This window comes from Pseudomonas sp. KBS0710 (assembly GCF_005938045.2).
Taxonomy (GTDB): Bacteria; Pseudomonadota; Gammaproteobacteria; order Pseudomonadales; family Pseudomonadaceae; genus Aquipseudomonas.
Genome location: NZ_VCCF02000001.1, coordinates 1,102,831 through 1,117,076 on the forward strand (window position 1 = coordinate 1,102,831; position 14,246 = coordinate 1,117,076).

The following is a 14,246-nucleotide window of genomic DNA, read 5'->3' on the forward strand; positions in this document are numbered from 1 at the left end:
CTGTCGCCAACAAGGTAGGTGTTGCCCGCAGGGTGTCACATTGATTACTTGATAATGTCCTGCAGCCGTTCAAGTGCCAATGCGAGGTCGGTATGTGCCGTATCGATTTCAAGCTGTGCATCGACGGGTGCTTCATAAGGGCTGCCCACACCTGACAGGTTAGGCAGTTGCCCAGCCCTGGCCTTTTTATACAACCCTTTCACGTCTCGCTCTTCACACACTTCAAGTGTTGTACTGACGTACACCTCAACAAACCGGTCTTCCCCAATCAGTTCTTTCGCCATTTGCCGCTCTCTCCTGAACGGCGAGATAAAGGCCGTCAAGACGATAAGCCCGGCATCCATCATCAGTTTGGCCACTTCGGCGATACGCCGGATATTTTCCACGCGGTCCGCATCGGTAAAGCCCAGGTCTCTGTTCAGCCCCTGGCGCACGTTATCGCCGTCGAGAATATAGGTGCGATAGCCTTGGGCATGCAGTTCCAATTCCAGTGCGTTGGCCAGGGTCGATTTGCCCGACCCCGACAGCCCTGTAAACCAGATGACTTTTCCGGGATGGCCATTGAGCTTCTCACGGTCTTCACGGGTAATCGAGAGCGCCTGCCGGTGGACGTTCTGCGCCCGCCGCAGGCTGTGGTTGATCAGCCCTGCCGCAACAGTGGCGTGGGTGACGCGATCAACCAGTATGAAGCTTCCCAAGGTCTTGGATTGCTGATAGCGGTCAAATACCAACGGTTTGCTGGTCGCCAGGGTGCAGACGCTGATGTCATTCAGGGAAAGATGGCGGCTGGCGTCACGGGCAAGGGTGTTGGTGTCGATGCGATATTTGATGTTGGTAATTGAAGCGGATGCCCATTGCGTCGCTAGTTTGATGTCGTAACTGCGGCCGTTGAGCCCGGCGTCTTCGTTCATCCAGATCAGCACAGCTTCAAACTGGTCGGTAACTTCCAGTGGGCTGTGGCTCAGGGACAGTATGTCGCCGCGTGAGACATCGATTTCCTTGCTCAGTGTCAACGTCACTGCATCGGCGCCGGTGGCGGACTGCGTGGAGCCGTTCATGCCGATAATGTCGGTAACGGTTGCGGTGTGGCCCGAGAGGCTTGCGCGCACCTCATCGCCGACGCTGACCTGACCTTCTGCCACATAGCCGCTGAAGCCTCGGAACGAGGCGTCCGGGCGGTTCACCCATTGCACCGGGAATACCAGGCGCTCGGACGCAGGCGCAGCAATCTCGAGGGTTTCCAGGCAGCCCATCAAGGTCGGGCCGTTGTACCAGGGCGTGTGGGTGGAGCGTTGGGTGATGTTGTCACCCTTGAGCGCGCTGAGGGGGATCGGGATGATCTTCTCGAACCCCAGGCTTTGGGAAAACTCGCGGAACTCATCGGTAATCTGGCGAAAAACGCCTTCGTCGAACCCGACCAGGTCCATCTTGTTCACTGCCACCACAACCTGGCGAATGCCCATCAACGACACCAGGTAGGCGTGCCTGCGGGTTTGCGTGAGTACACCCTGGCGGGCATCGATCAGTATCACCGCGACATCAGCGGTCGAGGCTCCCGTCACCATATTGCGTGTGTACTGTTCGTGGCCTGGGGTGTCGGCGACGATGAACTTGCGTTTGGCGGTGGAGAAAAAACGGTAGGCCACATCGATAGTGATGCCTTGCTCACGCTCGGCGGACAGGCCATCGACCAAGAGCGCGAAGTCGAGATCCTTGCCCTGGGTGCCGTGTTTTTTCGAGTCGGCTTGCAGCGCCGTCAACTGATCGTCGGTCAGTTGCCGTGCATCCCACAGCAAGCGCCCGATCAGTGTGCTTTTACCGTCGTCTACGCTGCCGCAGGTGATGAATCGCAGCAAATCCTGGTCACGCTGTTGCGCCAGAAAGGCTTCGATCGTTGCATCAGTAGTGGGTGCAGGAGGTTCGAGTGCCATCAGAAATAGCCCTCCTTTTTCTTCTTTTCCATGCTTGAAGCGCTGTCACTGTCAATCGCTCGGCCTTGTCGCTCGGAGCGGGTGGAGCCCAGCAGTTCAAGGATGACATCGGCGGCGGTGAGGGCGTTTGACTCCACCGCGCCGGTCAGTGGGTAGCAGCCCAAGGTACGAAAACGCACGTTGCGCGCTTCAATTTTCTCGTCCGGGAGCAACTTCATGCGTGAATCATTCACCATAAGTGCCACGCCATTACGGATAACGACAGGCCTTTGTTTTGCGAAATACAGTGGGACCAATGGGATGTTTTCCTGGTGGATGTATTGCCAGATATCGAGTTCTGTCCAGTTGGACAACGGAAATACGCGAATGCTCTCGCCAGGATTTTTATGGGTGTTGTAGAGGTTCCATACCTCGGGACGCTGGTTTTTTGGATCCCATTGATGGCTTTGGCTGCGGAAGGAAAACACACGCTCCTTGGCGCGGGATTTCTCTTCATCGCGGCGTGCGCCACCAAACACCAGGTCAAATTTGTACTTATCCAGGGCTTGCTTGAGGCCTTCGGTTTTGGTCAGGTCGGTGTGCAGTGCCGAGCCATGGTCAAAGGGGTTGATGTTCTTGCTGATCGCCTCGGGGTTGATATGCACCAGCAGGTCCATGCCGCTTTCACGCGCCATGAAATCGCGGAACATGTACATCTCCTGAAACTTCCAGCGCGTGTCGACGTGCAAGAGCGGGAAGGGCGGCACAGACGGGTAAAAGGCTTTGCGGGCCAGATGCAGCATGACCGCGCTGTCTTTGCCCATCGAATACAGCATGGCTGGGTTTTCGGATTCGGCCACGGCTTCGCGGATGATTTGCACGCTCTCTGACTCAAGCCGCTTGAGGTGAGGGGTAAGGGATTTGGCCGGCGAGTGCGGTGCGCTCAGCCGCTGTTCATCCAGTACCGGTGCATAGCTCAGCAGTCCGAGTTCGACGTTGGCGGGCGCGCAGGCCTGCCTGCAGATGCCAGTGAGGCGCCCGCTGGGAAACACGACGATGTATTTGGCGATGTGGGCCTGCAGGTGCAGCAGGGCGTTAGACAGCGCTTGGGGATCGAGCGGTACGGTGCCGAGCGGCAGCCAGTAGCGTGCGCCCCTGGCGTCATTGGCGTGCAAAAAGTCTTGCCCGTCCGGTGTACGAAACAACTGCGCGAAGATCACCAGCTTGCGCTTGGCGCGTGCCCTTTCTATATCCCAGGCCAACACGGCAGGGGTTGGTGGGCGCCCCAACTCATCTTCGAGGTTGTGCACCGTGAGTTCGGCAGGGAGCAAGCCCAGCTCGTGCAGGCGCCGTTCGGCGGTGCGCTTGGTATCGGCTTGTTCGAGCGCGTGAAGGTGTTCGTAGGCCGAGTGCGTATCCCATACAACGGGGGCATCCAAGCCGAAAAAGTCTGGGTTTGGCATGATGACCTTTGTCGCATTTTGCGAATTTATCCATTAGTGTTGCGTAAATTACATCATTTGTATTTTTTAATGTTTGTTTTGTTTGCGTTTTGCAAATAGCGACGAGTTAACGTGTTAAATCCCACCGTCGTTCATCCAGGTGCAGATGCAGTTCTATACTGCCCGTCATTAATTGCCAGTCCGGTTCTTGCCGTGAATGGATCGAGAAGCACTCTTGCGAGCATCGGGTATGAAGATTTTATTGCTGGGAAAAAATGGCCAGGTTGGCTGGGAACTCCAACGTAGTCTGGTGCCGCTGGGCCAAGTGCTTGCGCTCGACTCCAAAAGCCAGGACTACTGCGGCGACCTCAACGACCTGCAAGGTTTGGCCGCGACGGTGCAGCGCTTTGCGCCTGACGTGATCGTCAACGCCGCCGCCTACACCGCCGTCGACAAGGCCGAAAGCGAGCCCGCCCAGGCCCTGCGTGTAAACGCAGAAGCCCCGGCGGTGCTGGCCGCCGAGGCGCTCAAGCTCAATGCGTTGCTGGTGCACTATTCCACCGACTACGTGTTTGCCGGCACCGGCGACACGCCGTGGCTGGAAAGCGACCCGGTTGGCCCGTTGAGCGTCTACGGTTCGACCAAGCTGCAAGGCGAGCAGGCCATCCAGGCCAGCGGTTGCGCGCATCTGATCTTGCGTACCAGCTGGGTCTACGCCGCACGCGGTAACAACTTCGCCAAGACCATGCTGCGCCTGGCCAGCGAGCGCGATAGCCTGAACGTGATCGACGACCAGTTTGGCACGCCCACCGGCGCCGACCTGCTGGCCGACATCACCGCCCACGCTATCCGCACGCTCGGTGTGAACCCGCAACTGAGCGGGGTTTATCACCTGGCAGCAGCGGGCGAGACCACTTGGCACCGTTATGCCCGCTTCGTGCTCGAACAAGCGCAAGCAGCCGGCGTGCAGCTCAAGGTCGAACCGGCGAACGTAGGCGCGATTACCACCGCCGCGTACCCCACGCCCGCCAAGCGCCCCGGCAACTCCCGACTCAACACTCAAAAACTGCAGAATGCCTTCTCACTGCGCTTGCCTCAATGGCAGGACGGCGTGGCACGGATGCTCGTAGAAATTCTAGAGAAATGAACATGCAAAAACGTAAAGGCATTATTTTGGCCGGCGGTTCAGGCACCCGTCTGCACCCTGCAACCCTGGCGATTTCCAAGCAATTGCTGCCGGTCTACGACAAGCCGATGATCTACTACCCGCTGACCACGCTGATGCTGGCGGGGATTCGCGACATTCTGATCATCTCCACGCCGCAGGACACCCCGCGCTTCGAGCAACTGCTGGGTGACGGCAGCAACTGGGGCTTGAATATTTCCTACGCCGTACAGGCGTCCCCGGATGGTCTGGCGCAGGCGTTCATCATTGGCGAAGACTTTATCGGCAACGACCTGTCGGCGCTGGTGCTGGGTGACAACATTTACCACGGCCACCACTTCAACCAATTGCTCTGCAGTGCAATGGCGCGCGAAGAAGGTGCCAGCGTATTCGCCTACCACGTCAACGACCCGGAGCGTTACGGCGTTGTCGAGTTCGATGCCCAGGGCAAGGCCATCAGCCTGGAAGAGAAACCGCTCAAGCCCAAGTCGAACTACGCGGTAACCGGTCTGTATTTCTACGACCGCGACGTGGTCGAGATTGCCAAGAGCATCAAGCCGTCGCCCCGTGGCGAGCTGGAAATCACCGACCTGAACCGCATCTACATGGAACGCGGCAAGCTGTCGGTCGAGATCATGGGCCGCGGCTACGCGTGGCTGGACACCGGCACTCACGATTCCCTGCTCGAAGCCAGCAGCTTCATTGCCACCCTTGAACGTCGCCAGGGCCTGAAAGTGGCGTGCCCGGAAGAAATTGCGTTTCGCCAAAAGTGGATTGATGCCGCGCAATTGGAGACGCTTGCGGCGCCACTCTGCAAGAATGGCTACGGCCAGTATCTCAAGCGTTTACTGAGTGACCAGGTGCTCATGGACAACTAGCGGGCCGATAATTTTCCCGGCCGCAACACCAACCACAGGGCACCCGCAATTAGCATCCCGCCATACAGATGTGCCATCGACAACGGCTCATCGAGCAACAACGCGCCCCACAACACCCCAAACGGCGGAATCATAAAGGTCACCGTCATCGACTTCACCGGCCCAATCGATGACAGCAAGCGAAAGTACAGAATGTAGGCAAACGCCGTACACACCAGCCCCAACCCCAGCAACGACGACCATACCTGCCAACCACCCCAACTCGCCGGTGGATGGCTGATGGCGCTGTAGGCAAAGAACGGCAGTAAGAACAGGGTAGCGCCGAGCATGCTGCCTAACGCCGAAAGTCGGCTGTCCAAGCCGCCGCGCTGATCGAGCCAGCGTCGCGCCAGGAACCCGGCAAAGCCGTAGCACGTGGTGGCCAGCAGGCAGGCCAATGCGCCCATCAACAAGTCCCTATCAAAGGCTACCGGCCCGGCACGGGTCAGGATTCCGACGCCAAACAGGCCCAAACACACGCCCGCGATTTTGGACGGCGTCAGGCGCTCACTGAAGAACAACCCGCCAATCAACACACCCATCAACGGCGTGGTGGCGTTGAAGATCGCCGAGTAACCCGCCGGCAGCACCTGGGCCGCCACGGAGTACATGGTGGCGGGAATGCCGGAGTTGATCACGCCCAGCAGCAGTACTGTCTTGAACTTGCCCTGGAAGTCCCAGTTCACGCGCATCACGGTGAGGATGACCAGCAAGCCGGCCGCCGCAATCGACACGCGAAAAAACGCAGTCGGCACCGTGCCGATTTCCGGCGCGATGATGCGCATGAACAGGAAACTGGCGCCCCAAATGGCAGCCAGCCCCAACAGGTACAGGGTGTCGGCAGGTCTCACGGAACACTCCTACGTCAATAAGGCGGCGAGTGTTGCCCAGTGGCCTGCGCGACACAATCGCTAATTACAGGACAAACCGCGTGACCATGCCGTTGAGGTCCACCGCCAGGCGTGACAGTTCCTGGCTGGCCGCCGAGGTCTGGGTGGCACCGGCGGCGGTCTGGGTCGACAGGTCGCGGATGTTCACCAGGCTACGGTCGACGTCGCGAGCCACCAGCGCTTGTTGCTCGGCGGCGCTGGCGATCATCAGGTTGCGCTCACTGATCTGCGAGATGGCCGCGGTGATTTTCCCCAGAGCGCTGCCGGCGCTGTTGGCCCGCTGCAAGGTCTGGCCGGCGTGCTCGGCGCTGCTGTTGAGCGCTTCGACGGTGCCTTGGGTGCCTTGCTGGATGCCGTTGATCATCTGCTCGATTTCTTCGGTGGAGTCCTGGGTGCGTTGGGCCAGCGAGCGCACTTCGTCGGCTACCACCGCAAACCCACGCCCGGCCTCGCCTGCGCGGGCGGCTTCGATGGCGGCATTAAGCGCCAGCAGGTTGGTTTGCCCGGCGATGCCGCGGATCACTTCCAGCACTTTACTGATGTCCTGGGCCTGCACCGCCAGGCCTTCGGCCTTGCTGGACGCGCCGAGCACTTCGTCCACCAGGTTCTGGATCGAGCTGATGGTTTCGCTGATCTGGTAATGACCGTGCTTGCTGTCTTCGTCGGAGGCCTTGGACGCCTCGGCGCTGGACACCGCATTGGCCGCGACTTCGTCCACCGCTGCACTCATCTCGTTGACGGCGGTGGCGGCCTGTTCGATCTCATCGTTCTGCGCTTGCAGGCCACGAGTGCTCTGTTCCATCACCGAACTCATCTCTTCGGCGGCGGACGCCAGTTGCTGCGCCGACTCGCTGATGCCATGAATGGTGGTGCGCAACTGGTCCTGCATGGTGGCCAGGGCCGTCAGCAATTGCGCCGGTTCGTCGCTGCCTTTGACCACGACGGGCTGGCTCAAATCGCCACCAGCAATGGTGCGCGCCACGGCCAGGGCCTGGCCGAGCGGGGCGGTGATGCTGCGGGTCAGCAGCCAGGCAAGCAACAGGGTCGCGATCAGTGCACACACAATGATCAGGCCGACCACCCACTGCGCGCTGGTATACATCTGCGCCGCCGCGTCTGCGGCGGCTTCCACGCCTTTCTGATTGAAGGTGATCATGTCCTCCAGGCTTTTGTTCAGGACCGTACCCTGCGGGCCGATGCGTGTGTTGAGCAGGTCGATGGCGTCTTGCTGCTGGTCCTTGTCGACCAACTCCACCATCTGGCTGACGATGCTGTTGTAGGTGTTCACATCGCTGTTGAGCTGCTTGAGCATGGCGCGTTCGTCGTCCCCCCTGAGCAGGTCTACGTGGTGCTCAAGCAGGGTTTTGAGTTCGCTGCGCTGGCTGGCGATCAGGCTTTTGCTGTTGTCGCGGATCCGTGACTCGTCGGTGGTCGCCATGCGCATCGACTCCAGACGGATGCTGGCGATGCAGGCCGCCGCGTCGTGGATATTCTCGATGCTCGGCATCCACGACTCTTCAATCACCAACGCGCTTTCGCGCAGCTTGGCCATCTGCCCCAGGCCAAACATTCCGACGATCACCAGCATGCTGGCCAACACCCCAAAACTCAGGCTGGCGCGCAGACCGATCGGCATATTCCTCAATGACATCTTAGTGCTCCTTAGGCGATTTGAACCGGTTCCCGGGTCGGTCTTCAGACCTTGTCAGGTTGGGAAAGGGCGCGCTATATATCAAAGTGCCATCAAGGTGGTAATCAGGGTTTCCCCTAAGTGGTACCAAGGTTGTTACATAAGTTGTGAATTCACTGTTTGATGGGGTTTACGCCCGGCGAGCGCAGAGCCACGCGGTTCCGGGCCTGTAGCGGCGAGCTATGTGACTTTTCAGTGTGTTTGTTGACCAACTGGTCTGATTATGAAGACTGAAAATAAATGTACAAATTGCATGAAGTTGTACAGCAGGGTCGTGCAAATCATCCTTCTCCTGCCTCGATTCACTGGCTAAGCTCAGGCATCCAGATACCCGTTCGAGGTTTCCCGCATGTCGCCATCTGCCCCTGCCATTGCCCGCATGATCCTCGATGGCTTCGACGACTACCGTGAGCACTTTCGCCAGATCACCGACGGCGCCCGCGAACGTTTCGAAACGGCTCAGTGGCAACAAGGGCAGGCGGCGTCGGCGGCGCGGATCAATTTGTATGAAGAGAAGGTCGCTGAAGTCACGGCGCGCCTGCGGGCTAACTTCGATGCGGCGACATTGCTGGCAGTCGACGCGTGGCCATTGGTCAAAAGCGCGTATATCGGCCTTATCGACCTGCGTTTTGACGATGAGCTGTCCGAGACCTGGTACAACTCGATCTTCTGCGGGCTGTTCAGCCATGACCTGATCAGCGACGGCTGCATGTTCATCCACACCACGCGGCCCAGCCTGCGCCGGGCGCGTGCGGCGCAAACCCGCACGTATCAGCCTGCGGGCGACCTGGCGGCGACACTGGCGCAGATCTTCGCCGATTACCGCTTCAGCGAAGCCTATGCCGACCTCGACGGCGACCTGCGCCGCCTCCAGGCGCAGCTGCGCGAAAACCTGCCGGATTGGGTGTGCAAAGACCCAGAGCTGAGTATCGAGCTGTTCTCTTCGGTGCTCTACCGTAATAAAGGCGCCTATCTGGTCGGCCGCATTTACACCCGCGATGAGCAGTGGCCGCTGGTGATCCCGCTGTTGCACCGCGAAGGGCGTGGCATCCAGATCGACGCGCTGATTACCGATGAGGCCGACGTGTCGATCATCTTTTCCTTCACACGCTCTTACTTCATGGTCGATGTGCCGGTGCCGGCGGAGTTTATCGGCTTTCTCAAGCGCATCCTGCCCGGCAAGCATATTGCCGAGCTGTACACCTCGATCGGGTTTTACAAGCACGGCAAGTCGGAGTTCTACCGTGCGTTGATCAACCACCTGGCCACCACCGATGATCAATTCATCATGGCGCCCGGCGTGCGCGGCATGGTCATGAGCGTGTTCACGCTGCCGGGCTTCAATACGGTGTTCAAGATCATCAAGGACCGCTTTTCGCCGTCGAAAAACGTCAACCGCGCCACGGTGATCGAGAAGTACCGGCTGGTCAAAAGTGTTGACCGCGTGGGGCGCATGGCCGATACCCAGGAGTTCGCCGACTTCCGCTTTCCCCTAAGCAAATTCGAGCCCGAATGCCTGGCCGAACTGCTTGAAGTCGCCGCCGGCACGGTGCAAGTGGAGGGCGATACGGTACTGATTCGCCACTGCTGGACCGAGCGGCGCATGACCCCGCTCAACCTCTACCTGGAGAACGCCAACCCCGCCCAAGTGCGCGAAGCCCTGGAAGACTACGGCCTGGCGATCAAGCAACTGGCGGCGGCGAACATCTTCCCCGGCGACATGCTGCTAAAGAACTTCGGCGTCACCCGCCACGGTCGTGTGGTGTTTTATGACTATGACGAGATCTGCTTTCTTACCGAGGCCAACTTCCGCCACATCCCCGCACCGCGCACGCCTGAAGATGAAATGGCCTCGGAGCCCTGGTACTCCATCGGCCCGCTGGACGTGTTCCCGGAAGAGTTCCCGCCGTTCCTGTTTGCCGATGCCGGCCAGCGCAAGCTGTTCGACGAGTTGCATGGCGAGTTGTACAACGCCGACTACTGGAAAGGCCTGCAGGAAGCGATTCGCGCCGGCAAAGTGATTGATGTGTTCCCGTATCGGCGCAAAGACCCGCTGTAAACGCATACTGCTCCCACATTTAGAGAGGCGTCTGCCAGATGAGGCGCTTTTCTGCCACACTTGTCGGCCGTGCATAAATAGACGACCTGCAAAGTACCTGATGACTGACCAAGCGCCCGCTATCGACCAACTGCTCAAGAACCTCGATCACGCCATGCTCGCCGACCGTCACCGCTTGCGGCGCCAGTTGCTTGAGCTGCGCAAGAAGCCCGACGAGCAGAAGCTGGCGCAGTGGGTCACGCGTATGCAGGCGTCCTGCGCCCAGGTCACCGCGCGGCGTGCCAGCCTGCCAGTGATTCGCTATGACGACAGCCTGCCGATCGCCGCCAAGCGCGACGAGATCAAAGAGGCGCTAAATAAGCATCAGGTGCTGATCATTGCCGGCGAAACCGGCTCGGGTAAAACCACCCAGTTGCCGAAGATCTGCCTGGAGATCGGGCGCGGCCAGTATGGCCTGATCGGCCACACCCAGCCGCGCCGAATTGCTGCGCGCAGCGTCGCCAGCCGGGTTGCCGAAGAGCTTGCTACGCCCTTGGGCGCGCTGGTTGGCTATCAGGTGCGTTTCGAAGACCAGAGCGATTCCAACACGCTGATCAAGCTGATGACCGACGGTATTTTGCTCGCGGAAACCCAGAACGACCGTTATCTGGAACGCTATGACACCATCATCGTCGACGAAGCCCACGAACGCAGCCTGAACATCGACTTCCTGCTCGGTTACCTGAAAACCCTGCTGCCGCGCCGCCCGGACCTTAAAGTCATCATCACCTCGGCGACCATCGACCTGGAGCGCTTTTCCAAGCACTTCGACGATGCGCCGATTGTCGAGGTCTCGGGCCGCACCTTCCCGGTCGACACCTGGTATCGCCCGCTGACGCTGGAGCAGGACGAGGAGGGCAACCGCGTCGAGGATGACTTGACCGTCGACCAGGCGATCCTCGCCACCCTCGACGAAATTGCCGCCTATGAGCGCAGCGAACGCCGCAGCCCCGGCGATGTGCTGGTGTTTTTGCCGGGTGAACGCGAGATTCGCGACGCCGCCGACATGCTGCGCAAGGCCCAGCTCAAACACACCGAAATTCTTCCGCTGTACGCGCGCCTGTCGCCGGCCGAACAGCAGCGGATTTTCCAGTCCCACCCAGGCCGCCGCGTGGTGTTGGCGACCAACGTTGCGGAAACCTCGCTGACCGTGCCGGGCATTCGCTATGTGATCGACAGCGGCACCGCGCGCATCAGTCGCTACAGCTACCGCGCCAAGGTGCAGCGCCTGCCGATCGAAGCGATTTCCCAGGCCAGTGCCAACCAGCGCAAAGGCCGCTGCGGCCGGGTTGAGCCGGGCATTTGCATTCGCTTGTACAGCGAAGAAGATTTTATCGGACGCCCGGAATTTACCGACCCGGAAATTCTGCGCACCAACCTCGCCGCCGTGATCCTGCAGATGCTGCACTTGCGCCTGGGCGAAATCACCGACTTCCCGTTTATCGAGCCGCCGGATGGCAAGGCGATCAGCGACGGTTTCAACCTGCTGCAAGAACTCTCGGCAGTCGACCGCAACAGCCAGCTCACGCCCCTGGGTCGCCAATTGGCGCGCCTGCCGGTGGACCCGCGCATGGGTCGCATGCTGCTTGAGGCAGCCAAGCTCGGCAGTTTGCAGGAAGTGTTGATTGTGGCCAGTGCCATGTCGATCCAGGACCCACGCGAGCGTCCGCCGGAGCGTCAGCAAGCCGCCGACCAGGCCCACGCACAGTGGAAGGATGTGGATTCGGACTTCGCCGGGTTGGTTAACCTGTGGCGCGGCTTTGAAGAACAGCGCCAGGCACTGACCGCCAGCCCGTTGCGCAACTGGTGCCGCAAGAACTTCCTGAATTACCTGCGCCTGCGCGAGTGGCGTGACTCCCACCGCCAGTTGAGCCTGATCTGCCGTGATATGCAGCTGACGGTCAACAAGGAGCCGGCCGACTTTGCGAAGCTGCACAAGGCGGTGCTGTCCGGTTTGCTCAGCCAGATCGGCCAGAAAACCGAAGACGGCGATTACCTCGGCGCACGGCAGCGGCGCTTCTGGATTCACCCGTCCTCAGGCATTGGTAAAAAACGTCCGCAATGGCTGATGACCGCCGAACTGGTGGAAACCACCAAACTGTATGCGCGCATGGTGGCCAAGATTGATGCCGACTGGATCGAGCCGCTGGCGGGGCATTTAATCAAGAAAAACCACTTCGAACCGCACTGGGAAAAGAAGCGCGGCCAAGTGGTGGCGTTTGAGCAGATCACCCTGTTCGGGCTGATTGTGGTCGGGCGCCGGCCGGTGCATTACGGGCCGATTGACCCGGTGGTGTCCCGCGAGTTGTTTATCCGTGAAGGTTTGGTACGCGGCGAGATTCAATCCCGCGCCAAGTGCCTCACCGCCAACCAGCAACTGCTCGAACAGCTCGATGAACTGGAGGCCAAGGCCCGTCGTCGCGACATTCTGGCGGATGAAGAAACCCTGTACGCCTTCTATGACGCGCGCTTGCCGGCAGAGATCCACCAGACTGCCACGTTCGACAGCTGGTACAAGGTCAACAGCCAGAAAGACCCGCAACTGCTGATCATGCGTGAAGAAGACGTGCTGGCCCGCGAGGCCAGTGAAGTCACGGCCGCGCATTACCCCGACACCCTGCACCTGGGCGATCTGGAACTGGCCCTGAGTTACCACTTTGAACCCAACCACCCCCGCGATGGCGTCACCCTGCGCGTACCGGCGCCGCTGTTGCCGGCGTTGCCGCCCGAGCGCCTGGAGTGGCTGGTGCCGGGTGTGATCGAGGCCAAGTGCATTGCACTGGTGCGCAACTTGCCCAAGGCGCTGCGCAAGAACTTTGTGCCGGTGCCGGATTTCGTCAAGGCCGCCTTGCAACGTATCGAATTTGGCCAGGGCTCGTTGCCCCAGGCGCTGGGCCGCGAATTGCTGCGCATGACCGGCGCACGGGTCAGCGATGAAGCCTGGGCCGAGGCGGCGCAGCAGGTGGAAAGCCACCTGAAGATGAACCTGGAGGTGGTCGACGGCCAAGGCAAGTTCCTGGGCGAAGGCCGCGACCTGGCCGAGCTGACCGCACGTTTCGCCGAAGCCAGCCAGGCTGCATTAGCCGTGCCGCAAACCGCGAAAAGCCAGCAACCGGTGGAAGCCAAGGTGTTTGCCGCCGTGGCGGAAAAGACCCAGCAAAAGATTGCTGGCCTGTCGATGACAGTCTATCCGGCACTGGTCGAAGAAAACGGCACGGTCAAGGAAGGGCGTTTCTCCACCGCCGCCGAAGCCGAGTTCCAGCACCGCCGCGCTTTGCAGCGCCTGCTCATGCAGCAACTGGCGGAACCGGCAAAATTCCTGCGTGGCAAGTTGCCCGGGTTGACCGAATTGGGCCTGATGTACCGCGATCTGGGGCGTATCGACGCACTGGTGGAAGATATTCTGCTGGCCAGTCTCGACACCTGCGTGCTCGAAGGCGAAGCCAGCCTGCCGCGTGACGGTGCCGGTCTGGCTGCGTTGGCCGAACGCAAGCGCGGCAGTTGGACCGAACACGCCGAACGCCTGGCGCGCTTGACCCTGGACATACTGAAACTCTGGCACGGCCTGCAGAAGCGCTTCAAAGGCAAGATCGACCTGGCTCAGGCGGTGGCGCTGAACGACATCAAGCAGCAACTCGGTAACCTGGTGTATCCAGGTTTTGTGCGCGAAACCCCGGCGCAGTGGTTCAAGGAATTGCCGCGTTTTCTCAAGGCTATCGAACTGCGCCTGGAGAAACTGCCGAGCCAGGTGCAAAAAGATCGGGTTTGGAGCACTGAGCTTGGCGGCTTATGGGCGCAGTACCAGAACCGCCTGAACAAACACGCCCAGGAAGGCAAGCGTGACCCGCAGCTCGAACTCTATCGCTGGTGGTTGGAAGAATACCGAGTGTCGCTGTTTGCCCAGCAGTTGGGCACCAAGGTGCCGATTTCGGATAAGCGTTTGAGCAAGCAGTGGAGCCAGGTTGAGGCCTGAACCCTTTGTGGGAGCGGGTTAATCCTGGGGATGGCGCCAAATGCGCGAGGTTGTGGCAAACTTCGCAGTCATAAAGACCGGTAACGCCGCCAAACACTGTGGCGCGCTGGGATAAAGCGTTGCCAGTTTGTTGCCCGCTGGAGGGCATCGAACGACTTAAA

At 60.0% G+C, this 14,246-nt stretch carries 8 protein-coding genes; 4 read left to right on the forward strand and 4 right to left on the reverse strand.

Annotation, left to right across the window (positions count from 1 at the left end; genetic code table 11):
• Positions 1-44: 44 nt before the first annotated feature.
• Together cysN and cysD are read right to left on the reverse strand one after the other, a co-directional pair.
• Positions 45-1,931: a sulfate adenylyltransferase subunit CysN gene (cysN, locus tag FFI16_RS05225; RefSeq protein ID WP_138814413.1), complete on the reverse strand. Its 1,887-nt coding sequence runs from the start codon at positions 1,929-1,931 to the stop codon at positions 45-47.
• Positions 1,931-3,373 (reverse strand): sulfate adenylyltransferase subunit CysD, encoded by a 1,443-nt coding sequence (cysD, locus tag FFI16_RS05230; protein ID WP_256666230.1) that lies wholly within the window; start codon positions 3,371-3,373, stop codon positions 1,931-1,933. The genes cysN and cysD overlap by 1 nt, the downstream gene beginning before the upstream one ends.
• Positions 3,374-3,569: 196 nt before the next feature.
• Here cysD and rfbD point away from each other — a divergent pair, with 196 nt between their 5' ends.
• Together rfbD and rfbA are read left to right on the forward strand one after the other, a co-directional pair.
• Entirely contained in the window at positions 3,570-4,499 is a 930-nt protein-coding gene (gene rfbD / locus FFI16_RS05235; RefSeq protein ID WP_256666231.1) for a dTDP-4-dehydrorhamnose reductase, read from the forward strand.
• A gap of 2 nt (positions 4,500-4,501) precedes the next feature.
• The gene (rfbA, locus tag FFI16_RS05240) at positions 4,502-5,395 is read left to right on the forward strand and encodes a glucose-1-phosphate thymidylyltransferase RfbA (protein ID WP_138814415.1); all 894 of its coding nucleotides are present in this window, start codon (positions 4,502-4,504) and stop codon (positions 5,393-5,395) included.
• On the opposite strand, the gene FFI16_RS05245 is transcribed toward rfbA, so the two are convergent.
• Together FFI16_RS05245 and FFI16_RS05250 are read right to left on the reverse strand one after the other, a co-directional pair.
• Positions 5,392-6,285: a DMT family transporter gene (locus FFI16_RS05245; RefSeq protein WP_138814416.1), complete on the reverse strand. Its 894-nt coding sequence runs from the start codon at positions 6,283-6,285 to the stop codon at positions 5,392-5,394. The genes rfbA and FFI16_RS05245 overlap by 4 nt on opposite strands.
• Positions 6,286-6,349: 64 nt before the next feature.
• Positions 6,350-7,975, reverse strand: coding sequence for a methyl-accepting chemotaxis protein (locus FFI16_RS05250; RefSeq protein ID WP_138814417.1), 1,626 nt, complete (start codon positions 7,973-7,975; stop codon positions 6,350-6,352).
• Positions 7,976-8,363: 388 nt separating this feature from the next.
• Here FFI16_RS05250 and aceK point away from each other — a divergent pair, with 388 nt between their 5' ends.
• Together aceK and hrpA are read left to right on the forward strand one after the other, a co-directional pair.
• A complete protein-coding gene (gene aceK, locus FFI16_RS05255; protein ID WP_138814418.1) occupies positions 8,364-10,073 on the forward strand; it encodes a bifunctional isocitrate dehydrogenase kinase/phosphatase in 1,710 nt (569 codons plus the stop codon).
• A 100-nt stretch (positions 10,074-10,173) separates the two neighbouring features.
• The gene (hrpA, locus tag FFI16_RS05260) at positions 10,174-14,085 is read left to right on the forward strand and encodes an ATP-dependent RNA helicase HrpA (RefSeq protein ID WP_138814419.1); all 3,912 of its coding nucleotides are present in this window, start codon (positions 10,174-10,176) and stop codon (positions 14,083-14,085) included.
• Positions 14,086-14,246: the final 161 nt, after the last annotated feature.